General features: G+C 64.6%; 14 protein-coding genes. 8 read left to right on the top strand and 6 right to left on the bottom strand.

Annotation, left to right across the window (positions count from 1 at the left end):
* The first annotated feature begins 13 nt into the window (after positions 1 to 13).
* The 4 genes from VT84_RS02045 (at position 14) to VT84_RS02025 (ending at position 3,400) form a co-directional block, all read left to right on the top strand.
* Complete coding sequence (locus VT84_RS02045) at positions 14 to 820, top strand: hypothetical protein (RefSeq protein WP_082838313.1); 807 nt, start codon at positions 14 to 16, stop codon at positions 818 to 820.
* Position 821: 1 nt separating this feature from the next.
* Positions 822 to 1,358, top strand: a complete 537-nt coding sequence (locus VT84_RS02040; protein ID WP_082838312.1) for a hypothetical protein — start codon at positions 822 to 824, stop codon at positions 1,356 to 1,358.
* 118 nt (positions 1,359 to 1,476) lie between these two features.
* The gene (locus VT84_RS40415) at positions 1,477 to 2,646 is read left to right on the top strand and encodes a hypothetical protein (RefSeq protein WP_239465413.1); all 1,170 of its coding nucleotides are present in this window, start codon (positions 1,477 to 1,479) and stop codon (positions 2,644 to 2,646) included.
* Positions 2,647 to 2,860: 214 nt separating this feature from the next.
* Positions 2,861 to 3,400, top strand: a complete 540-nt coding sequence (locus VT84_RS02025) for a TIGR03067 domain-containing protein (RefSeq protein ID WP_082838311.1) — start codon at positions 2,861 to 2,863, stop codon at positions 3,398 to 3,400.
* A gap of 160 nt (positions 3,401 to 3,560) precedes the next feature.
* Here the strand turns inward: VT84_RS02025 and VT84_RS02020 are convergent, their stop codons facing one another.
* Both VT84_RS02020 and VT84_RS02015 read right to left on the bottom strand, forming a co-directional pair.
* Positions 3,561 to 5,573 carry a preprotein translocase subunit SecA gene (locus VT84_RS02020; protein WP_082838310.1) on the bottom strand — a complete coding sequence of 671 codons (2,013 nt, stop codon included), beginning with the start codon at positions 5,571 to 5,573 and terminating at the stop codon, positions 3,561 to 3,563.
* 624 nt (positions 5,574 to 6,197) lie between these two features.
* The gene (locus VT84_RS02015; protein WP_052561100.1) at positions 6,198 to 6,698 is read right to left on the bottom strand and encodes a DUF2203 domain-containing protein; all 501 of its coding nucleotides are present in this window, start codon (positions 6,696 to 6,698) and stop codon (positions 6,198 to 6,200) included.
* Between the two features lie 559 nt (positions 6,699 to 7,257).
* On the opposite strand from VT84_RS02015, the gene VT84_RS02010 reads away from it, so the two are divergent.
* Together VT84_RS02010 and VT84_RS02005 are read left to right on the top strand one after the other, a co-directional pair.
* Positions 7,258 to 7,725, top strand: coding sequence for a PRC-barrel domain-containing protein (locus tag VT84_RS02010; RefSeq protein WP_052561099.1), 468 nt, complete (start codon positions 7,258 to 7,260; stop codon positions 7,723 to 7,725).
* Between the two features lie 276 nt (positions 7,726 to 8,001).
* The gene (locus tag VT84_RS02005; protein WP_162271562.1) at positions 8,002 to 9,837 is read left to right on the top strand and encodes a DUF4394 domain-containing protein; all 1,836 of its coding nucleotides are present in this window, start codon (positions 8,002 to 8,004) and stop codon (positions 9,835 to 9,837) included.
* Between the two features lie 133 nt (positions 9,838 to 9,970).
* Here VT84_RS02005 and VT84_RS02000 read toward each other — a convergent pair whose 3' ends face one another.
* The gene (locus tag VT84_RS02000) at positions 9,971 to 10,585 is read right to left on the bottom strand and encodes a metallophosphoesterase family protein (protein WP_082838308.1); all 615 of its coding nucleotides are present in this window, start codon (positions 10,583 to 10,585) and stop codon (positions 9,971 to 9,973) included.
* A gap of 249 nt (positions 10,586 to 10,834) precedes the next feature.
* Positions 10,835 to 12,154, bottom strand: coding sequence for a hypothetical protein (locus VT84_RS01995; RefSeq protein WP_082838307.1), 1,320 nt, complete (start codon positions 12,152 to 12,154; stop codon positions 10,835 to 10,837).
* A gap of 159 nt (positions 12,155 to 12,313) precedes the next feature.
* On the opposite strand from VT84_RS01995, the gene VT84_RS01990 reads away from it, so the two are divergent.
* Positions 12,314 to 13,240 carry a sugar phosphate isomerase/epimerase family protein gene (locus VT84_RS01990; RefSeq protein WP_082838306.1) on the top strand — a complete coding sequence of 309 codons (927 nt, stop codon included), beginning with the start codon at positions 12,314 to 12,316 and terminating at the stop codon, positions 13,238 to 13,240.
* A gap of 112 nt (positions 13,241 to 13,352) precedes the next feature.
* On the opposite strand, the gene VT84_RS01985 is transcribed toward VT84_RS01990, so the two are convergent.
* Both VT84_RS01985 and VT84_RS01980 read right to left on the bottom strand, forming a co-directional pair.
* On the bottom strand, positions 13,353 to 13,643 hold the full coding sequence (locus VT84_RS01985; protein ID WP_052561095.1) for a YciI family protein: 291 nt from the start codon (positions 13,641 to 13,643) through the stop codon (positions 13,353 to 13,355).
* Positions 13,640 to 14,269 (bottom strand): DUF6580 family putative transport protein, encoded by a 630-nt coding sequence (locus VT84_RS01980; RefSeq protein ID WP_082838305.1) that lies wholly within the window; start codon positions 14,267 to 14,269, stop codon positions 13,640 to 13,642. The genes VT84_RS01985 and VT84_RS01980 overlap by 4 nt, the downstream gene beginning before the upstream one ends.
* A 124-nt stretch (positions 14,270 to 14,393) precedes the next feature.
* Between VT84_RS01980 and VT84_RS01975 the strand changes: the two genes are divergently transcribed.
* Entirely contained in the window at positions 14,394 to 15,617 is a 1,224-nt protein-coding gene (locus VT84_RS01975; RefSeq protein WP_082838304.1) for a DUF697 domain-containing protein, read from the top strand.
* Positions 15,618 to 15,628 lie beyond the last annotated feature (11 nt).

Here is a 15,628-nt window from a genome sequence, read left to right as displayed (position 1 = left end):
TCGTGGTGACGAAATGAACTGCCAGGTTGTTCAGAACCAGATCCTCGACTTGCCGAACCCGCGGGAACTGACCGCGGTGATGCTCGCGCACGTCGCGGAGTGCGCCGCGTGCCAGGCGTGGGCACAACGGGCCGCGCGCCTGGAATCACTGATCGAACAACTGCCCGTTCCGCCCGCGCCGGCCGAGAAAAAAGAAGCCCTGATCGGCGAACTCTTGGCCGCGGACCCGGTCATCCGGCCGATGGTGGTGCCCGCGTCGCGCCCCGGTCTCGCCACAATCGCGGGGCAGTTCCTCCTGCGCAACGCGACCTACGTGGGTGGTCTGGCCGCCGCGGTACTGGTTGTCGTGGGTATCGCGTGGTACGCAAATAAGCCGGGTCCGCATGTAGTAGTCGCTACTCCCGAGGAACGACACCCGCTCGTGGAGAAACTGGTCGCCCGCGACATCGCACTCGCTCGCGCCGAAACACCCGCGAAGCGCCTCGAAGCACTCGGGGGCATGGCCGACGATCTGGCGAGCGAAACACGCGGGATGGCCCGGATCGCGTCGTCCGCTGAGTTGAAAGAACTCGCGCGCCAGTACGACCGAGTTGTGAAGGATGGAATGGTGCGGCGCGCACAGGAACTTCCCGCTTTGATGCCTCGGTCTGAGAAACAAAAGCTGTTGGACACACTCGCGACGAAGCTCGAAACGGACGCGAGCGAAGCGGACAAGTTGTCGCGCGAGGCCCCGCAGGACGCCCAACCCACACTCAAGCGGATCGCAGATACGGCCCGCGAAGGCGCGCGCGAACTCGCGCTCGCTCGCGAAGGAAAATGACATGACCCGCTGGGTTTACATCCTGACTGCGTTCTTCGCACTCGCCGCCTGGGTCGGCGCACAGGGGCCGGTGCCCGCACCGGCGCTCTCGCCGGCCGATCAACTGCGGTTGCTCAAAACGAACACGACGCTGATCGACAACCTCGTCGACCACGGGGTCGCCCTGTCCAGCGCCGATACCGTGGACAAGCGGGCCGAGCGGTGCCGCAATGCGTCCAAGGCCCTCGCGAACGCGATTCAGGATGCCGCGGACAAGCAGGAAGCCGAGCGCGTGGCGGTGCTGACCGATCTGTTCCGCGAGGTCGTGCGAGACGGTCTGCTACCGACCCTCAAGGACGGCAAGCAAACCGTTCCGCCCGAATCTCCCGCGGCCAAGAAGTTGCGCGAAGTGCGCGATGCCTCCGCCCAAGACATCGCTGAACTGAAAGCGGCCCTCCCCAAGACAGGTAAAGTCGCCGAGAGCACGCGGATCAAGGATGCGTTCAAGCAACTCGACGAGGTCGCCGAAGTGCTCTACGAGCTGCGTGCAAAACGCTAGTCCCGTTTCAGTTTCCTTGTAGCGAGCCGCGACCGCAACAGTAGTTTCAAGGGTCATGGCAGTGTCGCATGGGAGTTCCTAAGTTCAAGGTTCTCAAGCACTTGAACGGGAAGCTCCCATGCGACGTGGTTATTCTACGATTACCCCGGCGGTGATCCATGCGTTGGCCCGGCGAACGTTGGCCCGGGCACTCGATTGGCCCGACTACAAGCCGTCGATCACGGGCACCCAGTTGGTTGATCTGGTGCTGCGGATCGCGAGCACCACACGAACCCTGTTCGCGGTGGCGACCCGGTACTTCCACTTCTCGCACGAGACCGCGCGACAGGCCGTTCGTGCGAACCTGGGCTCTCGGGACCAACTCACGGCCCGGTTGGTGGATGCGCTCCACCAGGTGGCGACGTTCACCCGTCGGGACCGGAGGCGCCGGTGGACGTGTGCCATCGACGTGCATTACGTGCCGTTCTACGGGGACCGCTCCACCCCGGGGATCATCGGCGGACCCAAGAAGGCCGGAACCTCGTTCTTCCACGCCTACGCCACGTGCGTTCTGATTCATAAGCGCCGGCGGTACACGGTCGGGCTGATGAGCGTGGCGAAAGGAACCAAGCCGCACCAGCAGGTGAGCATCCTTCTGGATCAGGTGGCGGCTCGCGGGCTCCAGGTCCGCGGGGTGGTGCTGGACGCCGGGTTCGACAGCGGGGAAACGCTGCTGCTGTTGCAGCAACGGGATCTGTACTACGCGGTGCCGATCCGCAAGAAGGGGAAAGGCACGAACCGGCGCAACGAGTGCGACGCGCAACCGTCGGGTACGATCGCCACGATGGGATGGGTGACCGAGAAGAGCCGCCGGGCGGTATCGACTCGGGTGCTCGTGTGGCGCCGCCCGGGCGAATCGCACGCCCGGGTGTACGCATTTTCCGGGTGGGGCAAGGGAACGGCCGTGTCCGAGGCGACGCGCGCGTGGCTCGGGCGGCGCCGGTACCGGGAGCGGTTCGGGATCGAAACCAGCTACCGGCAGAAGAACCAGGCCCGCGGGTGGACCACCAGCACCAACCCCGAGTACCGGTTGCTCTTGGAAGGGGTCGCGCTGGTGTTGCGACAGGTGTGGGTGTGCTTGGCACTCCAAATCGCCCGCGCCCGGAAACGGAACCCGAGTGCGTGGGTGCGCGAACTCCCGTTGGTCGAGATGCTCGACTGGCTCACACTACGGATCCGCTCGCGATACCCGCGCACACGATGTATCACACTGACCCACAATACACTTACACGCACGGCTACGCCTTGAAACTACTGGCAAGGGAGCGGGAGGCACCCCCGTTATCGTCGCGGTTCCACACACAGGTAGCCCCGCTCCCTTGCGGTCGCGGCTCGTTTGGTCGCTACGTGGATCTCGAAACGAGACTAACGAACCTGCTTCGGTACCAACCCGCCTGCCGCACTTTTCTGCGCCTGACCGCACGCCGCTCGACCACGTTCCGCGTTCGACACGGAGGCTCGCGATGAAGCTCCGAGTCGTTTGGGCCGCGGCTCTTATTGCGTGTGCGGTAGCTCCTGCCCCAGCCGACGAGAAAGACGACAAAGTCAAAGCGGCGGCGGCAAAAGCAGGAGCGGCCAAAATCGAAGCAGAGAAGCTCGAAGGGACGTGGACCGCAACGGTCGGGACGCGCGACGGTGAGGCACTCACGAAGGACGAACTCGCGAGGCTGTCGCTGGCTCTCGTCGGGCCGAAGGCAAAGCAGTTCATCGGTAACACGACTTCGCTGGCCGCGTATCTTCCTGAAGGCTCAGTGAACGCGGCGAACGTCAACTGGAGCGTCACCCCGGACACATCGCCGCGCGAAATCGACTTCGCGCGGAACTACGGCGCCCGAACGTCGTACTACCCCGGCATCTACGAACTCAAGGCCGACGAACTCACGCTCTGCGTCGACTTCACACCCAGTCCCGACGGCCCACCGAGGCGCAAGCGCCCGACCAAGTTCGAGGCGCCCAAAGGCTCGCCGTACACGCTCCTCACGTTCAAACGCGCGAAACAGTAGCGGCCCAGGCACTTCTGCCTGGGCCACCGGTTGTTGTTGAGAAGCAGCCCAATCCAGTTTCGATGTGAATTACGAGCCGCTACCGGTTCCGGTGATTTCGTCACGCGGATGTTGCGCTTCCCGCTCCCTCGCGGTCGCGGCTCGTTCACGGGCATCTACCCTAATCGACATACGCATCCGCGCCCAAGTCCTGGAGCATCTCCTGGCGCTGTTTGTCGTAGTTCATCAGGTCGAGGCGCTGGCGGTAGTGGCGCGCTTCCAGGCGCCGCTGGGCCTGAGTGAACAGCGGGGCGAACGAGTTCCAGTCGCGGTCGCCGCCGGCCTTACCGAGCGCTTCCAGTTCGCGCTGCTTCGCGTGCCCCAGACCTTCAAGTAGCTGGTCTTCCAGAGAGAGCATGAACTGCGAACTCCCGGGGTCGCCCTGGCGCCCGGCGCGCCCGATGAGCTGACGGTCGATGCGCTCGGCCTCGTGGCGCTCCGTGCCGATCACGTGCAGCCCGCCGTTTGCGGCCACGCCCGCCCCCAACTTGATGTCGGTCCCGCGCCCGGCCATGTTCGTGGCCACCGTGACCATACCCAGTTGCCCGGCGCCCGCGACCACGTCCGCCTCGCGCTCGTTCTGCTCGGCGTTCAGCACCTGGTGCGGTACGGCCGCGGCGGTTAGTTTCGCGCTGAGCTTCTTCGACGCCTCCACCGTCCGCGTACCGATCAGCACCGGGCGCCCGACCGCGAGCATCTCCTGCGTCTTCTTCACCACCGCGTCGAACTTCGCGTCCTCGGTAGGGTACACGGAGTCCGGGAGCACCTCGCGGCGGTTCGGCTTGTTCGTCGGTACCTTCGTCGTCCAGCGCCGGTACACCTTCCGCATCTCCCAGAAGTTCGGGAGCAGCGTCCCGGACATCCCCGCGAGCTTCTCGTACAGCCGGTAGAAGTTTTGGAACGTGACCTGGGCCGCGTGCGAACTGGGCATGTTGATCGCCACCTTCTCCTTCGCCTCGACCGCCTGGTGCAGCCCGTCGCGCCAGTGGCGGTCGGGCATCGGGCGCCCGGTGCCCTCGTCGATGATGACGATCTTGTTCTCGCTGCTCACCATGTAGTGCTGGTCGCGCGCGAAGCGGTGGTAGGCGTGCAGCCCGCGCTCGACGGCCTCGAGCAGCTTGTCCATCGCCTTCGCGTGCTTGCCGGTCGGCGGGTTCGAGTACCGGACGAGGTGCTTGCCCGCGTCGGTCAGTTCGATCTTGTCCTTCTTCGCGTTCATGAGGAAGTGTTCGTCGCGCCGCATGTCGCGCGCGAGTTCGTCGGCCCACTTGAACACCACCTGCTCCTCGGCTTCGGCCAGCCGGGTGGGGTTCGCGATGATGAGCGGCGTTTTCGCCTCGTCCACGAAGATGCTGTCGGCCTCGTCCACGATGGCGTAGTGCAGCCCGCGCTGCACGCGCGGGTCCAGGCGCCCCCCGCCCCCGCCGGTCCACGCGGCCCAGAACGGCGCGGTCGTGGCCTGCCCGCCGCGCAGCTTCAGCCGGTCGCGGAGGAAGTCGAACCCGAACTCGGCCGCGGTTCCGTAAGTCACATCGGCCTTGTACGCGGTAATGCGGTCGTTCTCGTCCATCTTCTGTTGGAGCACGCCGACCGTCATCCCGAGTTTCTGGTACACCGGGCCGATCCACTCCGCGTCGCGCTTGGCGAGGTAGTCGTTGACCGTGGTGACGTGGACGCCCTTCCCCGAAAGCGCGTTAAGATACGCGGGCGCACTGGCGGACACGGTCTTCCCCTCGCCCGTCGCGAGTTCGACGAGGCCGCCGAAGTGCATCACCGTGCCGGCCGCGAGTTGCACGTCGAACGGGCGGATGTTGAGCGTGCGCTGGATCGCGATCGACGCGAGCGCGAACGCTTCCGGTAGCAGCTTGTCGAGATCCCATTTCCCGCGCGCCTTGCCCCGCAGCGCCATGCTCATTTCGACGAGTTGCGTGTCGCTCACGTCCGCGTGAAGTTTCTCGAAGTACCGCACCTTCGGCACGAGGAGCGCGGCCCGCGAGAGCCGGCGCTTCCAGGGCAGCCCGACGCGCGCCACGGTCGTGTTCACGGGCCACGTGCCGAGGCGCCCGGGGGTGTTCTCGATCTTGCGCGGCGCTTCCGCGTGTCCGTGTGCGGCGGGCGGAATAGCGGTACTCATTCTCGGCCCCTCGAGGTCGGAAACGTCCCTAATCACCTTAGCGGGCGGCGCGGCAGAACGCTACCACCGTGGCGCTTGATGTTCGAGCCGGGTTCGGGGCGCGAAGAAGTGACGAAACGAAAATAACGCGGGGCGAGCCGAAGCTCGCCCCGCGTACCAAGCATACTTACGGGTCCCGTCCATCCCTTAGGTAGCCTGGCTGCCTAAACCGTTCCCCCCTCGGAACGGTAAAAGCCAACTTTTAAAGGCCACCGACTCGCACTAAAACTGCGGGTCGGCTGTCTCCGTCGCGTCGTCGTTTCGGGCGGCGTCTCGGAGACAACCAAGTAATAGAGCATGCGCCGAGCCGGTGCAAACGACTGAAGGTAAAAAATACAAAATGTCCGTTGTTCGCGGTGGGCCTGAAAAGCACAACCGCTACCGCACGAAATCGGCACAGGCGCAAAGCCCGAATTGCGCCCGCGACTGAAGTGTAGGACGAAAATCCTGTGCTACAGAAAATGTCCCACCGGGCGAAGATGACAAACACCCTTCCGGCAACCACGGTCCGAGATCCGAGCACGCGGTAAAACGCAAAAAGCCGCGACCAAATGGTCGCGGCTTTTGATGTGCGGGGCTCGCACGTTATGGTTGGCTGCCGCGGTAACGAGTCGTCGTCACGGCGCCCGCTTTATCCCAGTCGGCCGGGATCGGCCGGCGCGATTCTTCGTCGGAGTAGTGCCAGTGGCGAAGGGCCTCTTCGCCCAAGAGCCACGAGAACGCGGCCGTGCGGCCGTTGACCTTCGTTGGGAAATCCACTTCCCCGGCCTCGTCGTCCACGAGCGCGATACCGAGGTTGTTCAGCTCGGAGACGGCGGTGGTCCAGGCTTTTTCGGCCGCGGCGATCTCGTCGATCACCTGGTACCGGCGCTGGCGCTCCTGCCACACGAGGTCACGGCGCTGCCGTTCGAGGCGCTCTTGTTCGGGAACGAGGCGGTTAATCGCGCGGCGGGCGTTTTGAACGTCCGTCACGATGCTCCGGACGAGGGGAAGCATCTGACGAGCGGTCGTGAGGTCCAGGGTGACCTCTTTCTTACGAGGCTTTCCCGCCGATCCGTTGCTCGCGCGGTTGGGCGTGTTGCTCATTGGTGGCTCCCGGAGTGAGTGAGGGGGGAGCGGTCGCCCCTCTGTCACCATTCTAGGAGCGCCCGCGCCGAAATAATGTCGGACGGACGCGGAATTGGGACAGAAGGTTCGACCACACGCCCCTGGTGTTAAGTTCGATGGTCCTGGCCACAAATCGATGCGAAGCCGATGGATTTCTGATTGATACCTTTCCGCGCCCAACAAAAGAAGGTCAGTCGCGTCTCGGGCCGCTCCCAACCTGCCCGGCGCGGCGAACTTCACCGGCTGGGTAAATGGCCCACTGTGGGCCACTCGCATCGGGATAACCGATCGGTGGCGAGGGGATTACCGATCCGTTCGTCAGAGGAAGTGTCTAACCACAGTGCCCTTTGAGGGTTCCGTTGAATCGATGGACTGAGCGCTGCATTTGATTAGCGCGAATCACTTTTCGGGGCACTTCGGCAGCGATCAAAACATTTCCGGGGCACCGGAATTGCAACGGCTGGCGGCACCGAGCGCCACTCGCTCTCGCAAGCGAGCCGCTCGGCCTTCCATTCGCCCGTCACGGAGAGATGCACTCATGATTAAGTACACCATGCGCTCGGCTTTTGCCCTTCTCCTCACCGCCAGCGCTCTGCCCGTTATCGCCGCCGACCCGCCGCGCGTCGTCACCGCGGCCCCGCCCGTGGTCGCAGCCGGCGGCCAGATCCGCGCGAAACAGGTGCTCGGCACGAAGATCCTGATCGCCGGGAACACCGCGATCGGTACCGTGGAGGATCTGGTATTCGACGACGCCGGGAACCTCGAATACTTGGTCGTCTCGACCGATAATAACAAGCTCGTGAGCGTGCCGTGGGACGCCGCGAAGTGGGATCTGGAAAAGAAAGTTGGGACTATTGGGATCACCGTCGAACAGTACAAGACGATCCCGACGTTCACGACCACAACGTACCCCAGTTTCTACACGCCGACGTACCGTACTGAAACGTACAAGTTCTACGGACTGACCCCGCGCGAGCTGCGCCGCATCGAGCGCCGACTCCCGTAATTTCGTGCGGTACCAGCGGACCGGTGCGCGGGGACGAGCACCCGCGTTCCCGGTCCGCGGTCTTTTGTCCACACCTCAACTACCGTCCGTCTCCCGCCCCGCGTTGTGGCGCGACGCTGCAACAGTTCAGAACAAAAACGGATGTCGGATAAATGGGCAGATTGGAACGATTGGGGAAACCTTTTCGTTGACACTGCTTAGGAGACCGGCTATCACGACTGACGGTTCGTCGCCCACCATTCAATGCCTGACACCTTGATTTGGAGTGCCGTACCGATGCTGAAGCGTCTCCTCTCTCGCCTGCGCCGAATTGACGCTCCGAGTCGCCCCGCGCCGAAAGCGTTCACGCGGTGCCTGAATCTCGAAGCCCTGGAAGCGCGCGAAGTGCCCGCGATCCTTTACGGGTTGACCGGGGCCAACACGTTACTGCGGCTCGATAGCGCGACCCCGACCGCGACCACCACGGTCACGATCACCGGGTTGGGAGCCAACCAACAACTCGTCGGCATCGACTTCCGCCCGCGCACCGGCCAACTGTACGGCAGCGCGGTCGTCGACGCGAGCGCCAACAACTCGATCATCTTCACCTACCGCATCAACCCGCTGACCGGGGCCGCGACCCTTGTGGGCCAAACGGCCGCTGCAGTTCCCAACGCCGGTGACGTCGCGGGCGGGTACGACTTCAACCCGACCGTGGACCGCATCCGTTACGTGAACGTGAGCGACGAGAACGCGCGCCTGAACCCGAACAACGGTACCCTCGCGGGGGACGACACCGACCTGACTTCGGGGGGCATGCAAGACATCATCGGTGCGGCCTACGACCGCAACACCGACCGCCAGAACAACGCGGGCGACACGAACACACTGCCCACGACGCTGTTCCTCATCAACCGCGCGACCAGTTCGCTGGCGCGCTTGGGGGACATCAACGGCACCCCCGCCAGCCCCAACGGTGGGGTGGTCACCGACATCGGCGCGCTGGGCGTGACGCTCGACGCCGGGGCCGACGGCGGGTTCGACATTTTTGAGAGCACGCTCAACGGCGGTTTGGGAACGGCGTTCGCCGCCCTGACCGTGAGCGGCGTGACGGGGCTGTACAGCATCGACCTGACCACCGGCGCCGCGACGCTCGTGGGCAACATCGGTACGGGGGCCACGCAGCTCACGAGCCTGGCCGCGGTCCCGGACGGCGTGGTGGTGGTCGGCTCGGGCCTCGGCGCCAACGGCGACGTGCGCATCCTCGACTCCACGACCGGGGCGGTCCGGACCACGATCATCCCGTTCGCCGGGTACCAGGGCGGGGTGCGGGTGGCGACCGGCGACGTGAACCGCGACGGCATTCCGGACGCGGTGGTGAGCGCGGTCGCCCCGCAGGGACACGTGAAGGTGTTCGACGGGGTGACCGGGAACCTGCTGCAGAGCTTCTTCGCGTTCGCCGGCTTCAACGGCACGGTGAACGTCACCACCGGCGACGTGAACCGGGACGGGTACGCCGACATCATCGCGGTCGCCAACGGGGTGAACGGGCACGTGAAGGTGTTCAGCGGGCTCGACGGCTCGCTGCTCGGCAGCTTCCTCGCGTACCAGGGCTTCCTCGGGAACGTGACCGTATCGGCCGCGGACTTCAACAACGACGGGATCGACGAGATCGTGACCGCCGCCGCGGTGAACGGGCACGTGAAGGTGTTCAACGTCGACGGGACCGCGTTCTCCTCGGCAGGTCTGCCGAACTTCGCCAGCAGCTTCTTCGCGTTCACCCCCTACGCGGGTGACGTGAACGTGGCGGCCGGCGACGCGAACGGCGACGGCATCGCCGACATCGTCCTGAGCAGCGGGTCCGGCACGCGCGGCAACGTGCGCGTGTTCAACGGGTCGAACAACACGCTCATCAGCAGCTTCTTCGCCTACGGCAGCGGCGTGACGAGCGGCGCGTTCGTGGCACTGGCCGACGCGAACGGCGACGGGCTGCTCGACATCCGCGTGACGCCGGGCTTCGGTCAACAGGCCAACGTCACGACGTTCGACTCGGTCGGCGCGTCGATCGGGACGACGTTCTCGGCGTTCGCCGGCTTCCTGGGCGGCGCGACGATCGGCGGCGCGCGGTTCTAATCGCCGATTGTGAAGTGGGTTCGGTTAACGCACTCGCCGTCTGCCAATCGCGCGGACGGCGAGTGCCTACAGCGAATGAATCCCGTCTGCGATAAACGGGCAACACATCGGAAGCGAACGCAAAAAAGCCCGCTCAACTCGAAGCGGGCGGCGGGATCGGTGCGTCGGGTAGCACGCTCGGCGGCATAACGATCGAACCGGTGCCGTCGTCGAGGGCCGCGGTCGCCGCGTGCGGTGTGGCGGCGTGGCCGCCCGGCGGTTTCGTCGGGATGATGATGGGTTTGATTTCACCGGTAGCCAAATCCAGTACGATGCACGTCTTCGGGTTCGCGCGGAACAGTGCTCCGGGGTTCGCCACGAGCGTGCGCCCGGTGCGGTGCTGTTCGCGCACGTGGGTGTGACCGTAGAACACGTAATCGAAGTAGTCGGCGTTCTCCAGTTGGCGCAACTGGTGGCGCTCGTGGCTGTGGACCCACGCGATCCGCTTGTCGGTCAGCGTGAGCGCGCCGAACGAATCGTAGTGCGTGCCGCCCGCGTCCTTGATCGCTGCTGCCAGCCTCACCTTGTCCTTGTCCCAGTTGCCGAACACGAAGTGCGTCGGGACGGGCTTGAACGCGCGAACGGTTTCCGGCGACTCGATGTCGCCGCAATGCAGGATCAGTTCGACCTCCTGCTCCAGCAAGAGGCGAACGGCTTCCGCGACCGCCTCCTGGCGGTCGTGGGTGTCACTGACGACCCCGATCCGCATAGTTCCCCCGTTACGCCCCAATTCGACGCCCACCAACTCACATTCACTACCTTAACAAACCGGAAGAGGGTCGGGTATATCGGGTGTGTCGGGTATCGTGAGGTCGGGTGCCGCAAATCGCGGTATTTCGGGATCGGACCAGCAACAATCGTTTGAATTATCGGCCAGCGCACGCGCAATCGTAACCCCGTGCGCCCCTTACGCATTCGCCTCGCCCGATTCACCCGAATCTTCCTTACAACCGGAGCGTCACTTCTTCGGGAGTACGAGCGCGTTGACGAGATCCCGGTCGCGGGCGCCGACGGCCTTCACCTTGTCCGGCTTCATCGCGAACGTGACAGCCACTTGATCGCCCTGCGGACCGGCGACCAGGTGGAAGTTTTGAATCGCGGGCAGCTCTTCCATCTTCCCCTCCGCCGAGATGCGGTACACCCAGCGCCCGTCCGGCGCCGCGGTCTCGGCGTCTTCGAGCACGCGCAACACAGTCCACCCCGGCGAGCTACCTACGGCCTTCTTGAACTCATCGGCCGGGGTATGTTTGCCCGGGTCCGCTTTCTTCCAGACCATGAAGGTAGCTTGCGAGATGAACTCACCTTTATCGAGCAGCCGCATGATGAGGTGGTGCTCGGTTTGACCGGTGACGTGCCAGTCGCGGGGATAAACAAGTTCGTAGCGTTTCTTCGGGTCCGTGTACCGGAGCAGCCCCATTGATGCGGGCACGTCGCCCTTCGGCACGACCGCGAGCGCCGTGTCGCTCAATTCCTTCGGCGCCTCGGCCAGCGCCGCCCGCTTGATGGCAATCGTCGCTTCGACCTGCGAAGCGGGCGCGACCGGCCCCTGCTCCCGGTCGTCCTTCTGCTTCCACGTCAGCGCGGTCACGCACTTGGCGGCGACATCGTATGTACCGTTCGCGGTTATCGTTAGCGTGACCTTCGCGCCGCTCTCGATCCCCTCCGCGGTCCCCTCAATGGTGAACGTCGCCTGCCCGTTCGCGGCGGCCGTGAGCTTCCCGGTCAGGCCGGTCTTGTCGCTCTTGATGAGTCCGTCGAACTGGCACGCGGCCTGAACCGCGGCGGGCGACACGGCCCACGTGTCCCCAACGTTCACGGCCTTGTTCGGGAGCAGCCCGGGAATGCACTGCGGGTTGAAGTGTTCCGTCACGAGGTCGAGTTCGTCGCGCGTGAGTGGCCCGGTCGGACTGAAGCAGAACGCGCCATCGGAGTTGCGCAGCGCCACGACCAGAGCACGATCGTTCGGCAGCGCGCGGTCCGCCTTTTCTCCGCCCACAACGGCAGACGCCGCGGCGCTGTCGTAGTAACGTGCGGACCGGGCCGGCAGCCCGTCGGCGGCCGCGAGCGTCCGTTCCGCGAACAGGTGCCGCGCCTTCGCGTCGAGCCGGACCGCTTCCTTCGCGCCTTCCTGGGTAACGATCAATTTGCCCGTCAGATCGAGTTCGACGGTATACCGGAAGCACTCGCCCGCGGCCGGCGCTTCGCCCAGAGTGACCTGTGCATTGGCGACCGGCGTTATTGCGACAAGGGCAAGCAGTGTAGCGGCGGCGCGACTCATTCGGCGTCTCCGTGTGTATCGGGAGGCAATGAGCGGCGGTGCATACGTTGAGAGGGGCCACACGGTCAAGACGAAGAAGCACCCACTTGCACAATTCGTTTCGCGTAACAAAACTGAGGTCACCTCGATCGCCCGCCTGTTCCCAAACTGGAGCGCTCCATGTTGACCGATCGCCGCCGGTTCCTCGCCGCGTCCGCCGCACTTGCCGTCGTTCCGACCGCCGACGCACGGGCGGCCGAACCCCCAAAGGCCCGGCCCATCCGCATCGGGATCTCGACGTACTCCTTCTGGCAGTTCAAGAACAACAAGCTGCGCGACGTCGAAACGTGTATCGATCTGGCCGGGGAGATGGGGTTCGACGCGGTCGAGGTGTTGCACCGCCAGATGACGGATGAATCGCCCGCCGCGCTCCAGAAAATCAAGCGCCGCGCGTTCCTCAACGGGATGGGGCTGTGCGGGTTCTCGATCCACCAGGGGTTCGTGTACTCGGACAAGGCCGAGCGCCAGAAGAACATCGATCACACGATCAAGTGCCTAGAAATGTGCTACGCGATGGGCATCCCGACGATGCGCTTAAACACCGGGCGCTGGGGGACCACGAAGAGCTTCGACGACCTGATGAAGAACCGCGGCATCGAGCCGAACCTGCCCGGGTTCACCGACGACGACGGGTTCAAGTGGGTGATCGAGTCGATCCAGAGTTGCCTCAAGACCGCGGAGAAGTGCGGGGTGGTGATGGGGTTGGAGAACCACTGGGGACTCGGGCGCACGCCCGAAGGGGTTCTCAAGATCGTGGACGCGGTCAATTCGCCGTGGTTGCAGGTGACGATGGACACGGGGAACTTCCTCGAAGACCCCTACGACCGGCTGGAGAAGATGGCGCCGAAAACGGTTCTGGTGCAGGCGAAGACGTACTACGGCGGCGGGCTGTGGTACACCCTCGATCTCGACAACGAGCGGATCGCCAAGATGCTCCGCAAGCACAAGTACAACGGGTTCGTGTCGCTGGAGTTCGAGGGCAAGGAAGACCCGCACACGGGCGTCCCCAAGAGCCTCGCCGCGCTCCGTAAAGCGTTCGCCGTGTGAGGGACGTCGGGCGCAGTCCCAAACGCGGCCCGGCGGTGCGCTTCTTTCGCGAAGCGCACCGCCGGGCCGCGTGGTGAACAGAAATTGGTAGCTACAATTCGATCTCGCGTTCTCACGCCTTCGGCGCGAGATTCGCGTTGAAGAACACCATCTTCCACGGGCGGACGGTCCACTTCAGGAACACGCCGGCCGCGTGGAACGGGTCGGCCTTCATTAGTGCCTCAACCCCTTCCGGCGAATCGGCTTCGTAAATGATGAGCGCGCCGTACCCGTCTTCCGTCGGGCCGGATGCGAAGAGCTGGTTCTTCTCCATGAGGCTCGTCAGGTACGCCCGGTGTGCGGGACGGTGCGATTCGACGAGCGCCTTGTCCTGGCTGTACTCGATCAGGGCTGCGTATTTCACCAGTTGTTCTCCGTGGCACCAACTTGTTCGGGGGCGGCGTTCACGCGCTCCGCGGGGAAGTACACCCGGCTCAGCACCACGTGGGCGCTGAAGAACGCCACGCTGAACGCGACGTCGCCGACGAACGTGCCGCGATAGAACGGAATCGCCGAAACGTAGCAATCAACGAGTCCGGCGAACGAATGCTCGTAATGGGGCAGCGCTTTTTCCAGCCAGCTCACGAAGTTGCTGGCGAAAAAGAACAGCAGCCCGGACCCGAGCGCCACCGTCACGACGCGGCTGATCGACTCGGACCGGCGGAGGAACGCCCAGCCCATCACCACGTACCCGGTGAAGTACACCCACGAGAGGGGGTACGGTTGCCACCAGGCCGCGGTGAAATAGAGGCACAGGTCTTTGAGTGCGATTGCCAGTGCGGTCACCCCGACGCCGGGCCAGAAGCCCAGGCGCCCCGCAGCGAACAGGGCGAGTGCCCCGATCACCGAGGCGTTCCACATGCTGTATTCCGTGGGCAACTGAGCGAACGTCAGCGTGAGCAGCGCGGTGAGTGCCAGTCCCACCCCGGCGAGCGCGAGCGTCATCGGCTTGAAGTACGGCGAAACGGGTTGCGGGGCGGGCTCGGCCATGTGCGTTCTCCGATACGATTGTCGGCTTCAATGTAGGTACGGCGCGGTTCAGACGCAAGTCGGGTACAATGGCCCCTCGGCGCGAACCGCCCGCGGGCACGGTCATTGAGGGAGGGTTCTGTTCATGACGTCCGATGACGACGACTTCCGGATCGGCGTGCCGGGCTTGGGGCGCGCGGCCGTGGCACCAGCCCTTTCTCCCCCTCCCGCGGTCCGTCAGGAAGCAGATACCGCGGCCCCGGAACTGCGCCCGGGCGAAACGGAACTGGGCCGCCCGCCACAAGTCCCGTCCGACCTCGCGCCGCTCTCAACACACGATCTCGCCGCGCTGAAACTACTCGACGACGAACAGGCCGCACGCGACATCGCGGAAGCCGAACTACTTCTCGCCTCTGACCCGACCGGTCTCGGGTGGCTGGGCTGGTTCGGGTCGCCGCTCGCGTTCGCGTTTCTGCTCGGGATGACCGGCGTGATCGGGATCTTCCTGTTCAACCAAACCGCGTCGCTGCTCCAGGCGCTCGCGGCCCAGCCGGAATGGGCACAGTACGTCGGGTACACCGGCCTCGGACTGTTCGGCGCGTGCGTGCTGTATTCGTTCGTTCGGCTGATGGTACGGTACGTTCGGCTCCGCGAGAACCGCCAACTGCGCGTGAAGGGCATCAAAGAACTCTCGAACCGCACGCGGCTCCGGTGGCTCGCCGCGGCCAAGTCCACGGAAGCACGAAACCAGATCGAGATGTACCTCCAAACGTACCCAATTGATTCTGAAAAAGATCGCCGCGCACTCGCGAAGCTCGGCATCACGGACGAAGCGATAGCTCGACTGAAGTCGGTGCGCACGGAACTGCTCGATCACGACCGGTTCGCGTCCACGGAGCAATGGTTCGCTCGGTTCCGCGATGCCTTTCAGAGCGTGATCGACGAAGCCGCGGACGGGCGCACGAAATACTGGGCGAGCCGCATCTGGGTAGTAACGGCCGTGGCCCCGAACACGGTCATCGACTCGGGCGCGACCCTGTTCTACACGTTCTCGATGCTCTCGGACCTGTGCCAGCTTTACAACCTGCGCGCCGGGCGTGCGGGTACCGCGGTGCTGATGGGGCGCACGTTCTTCAATGCGTACTTGGCGGGCCAGGGGACCGAGTGGGAGAAGCTCGCGGAAGACCAATACGACCAACTGTTCAATGAAGCGATGAACGCGGTCGGCGTGGGCGTGAGTGCGAACGTGGTCGGGAAGATCGTGGGCAAGGTCGGCGCGAAGGTGACGACGGGCTACCTGAACCGCGTGCTGCTCATCCGCCTTGGCCGCTACGCGACGCGGCTCCTGCGCCCGGTGACGAAGGATTAACACAAACAGCG

The sequence above is a fragment of the Gemmata sp. SH-PL17 genome, assembly GCF_001610855.1.
GTDB classification, from domain to species: domain Bacteria; phylum Planctomycetota; class Planctomycetia; order Gemmatales; family Gemmataceae; genus Gemmata; species Gemmata massiliana.
This window is presented reverse-complemented; position numbering and strand designations above follow the sequence as displayed.

Excerpts from the sequence above, each read along its gene's own strand:
- VT84_RS02045 (WP_082838313.1), top strand. The coding sequence starts at position 14 with ATGAACTGCCAGGTTGTTCAGAACCAGATCCTCGACTTGCCGAACCCG.
- VT84_RS02040 (WP_082838312.1), top strand. The coding sequence starts at position 822 with ATGACCCGCTGGGTTTACATCCTGACTGCGTTCTTCGCACTCGCCGCC.
- VT84_RS40415 (WP_239465413.1), top strand. The coding sequence starts at position 1,477 with ATGCGACGTGGTTATTCTACGATTACCCCGGCGGTGATCCATGCGTTG.
- VT84_RS02025 (WP_082838311.1), top strand. The coding sequence starts at position 2,861 with ATGAAGCTCCGAGTCGTTTGGGCCGCGGCTCTTATTGCGTGTGCGGTA.
- VT84_RS02020 (WP_082838310.1), bottom strand. The coding sequence starts at position 5,573 with ATGAGTACCGCTATTCCGCCCGCCGCACACGGACACGCGGAAGCGCCG.
- VT84_RS02015 (WP_052561100.1), bottom strand. The coding sequence starts at position 6,698 with ATGAGCAACACGCCCAACCGCGCGAGCAACGGATCGGCGGGAAAGCCT.
- VT84_RS02010 (WP_052561099.1), top strand. The coding sequence starts at position 7,258 with ATGATTAAGTACACCATGCGCTCGGCTTTTGCCCTTCTCCTCACCGCC.
- VT84_RS02005 (WP_162271562.1), top strand. The coding sequence starts at position 8,002 with ATGCTGAAGCGTCTCCTCTCTCGCCTGCGCCGAATTGACGCTCCGAGT.
- VT84_RS02000 (WP_082838308.1), bottom strand. The coding sequence starts at position 10,585 with ATGCGGATCGGGGTCGTCAGTGACACCCACGACCGCCAGGAGGCGGTC.
- VT84_RS01995 (WP_082838307.1), bottom strand. The coding sequence starts at position 12,154 with ATGAGTCGCGCCGCCGCTACACTGCTTGCCCTTGTCGCAATAACGCCG.
- VT84_RS01990 (WP_082838306.1), top strand. The coding sequence starts at position 12,314 with ATGTTGACCGATCGCCGCCGGTTCCTCGCCGCGTCCGCCGCACTTGCC.
- VT84_RS01980 (WP_082838305.1), bottom strand. The coding sequence starts at position 14,269 with ATGGCCGAGCCCGCCCCGCAACCCGTTTCGCCGTACTTCAAGCCGATG.
- VT84_RS01975 (WP_082838304.1), top strand. The coding sequence starts at position 14,394 with ATGACGTCCGATGACGACGACTTCCGGATCGGCGTGCCGGGCTTGGGG.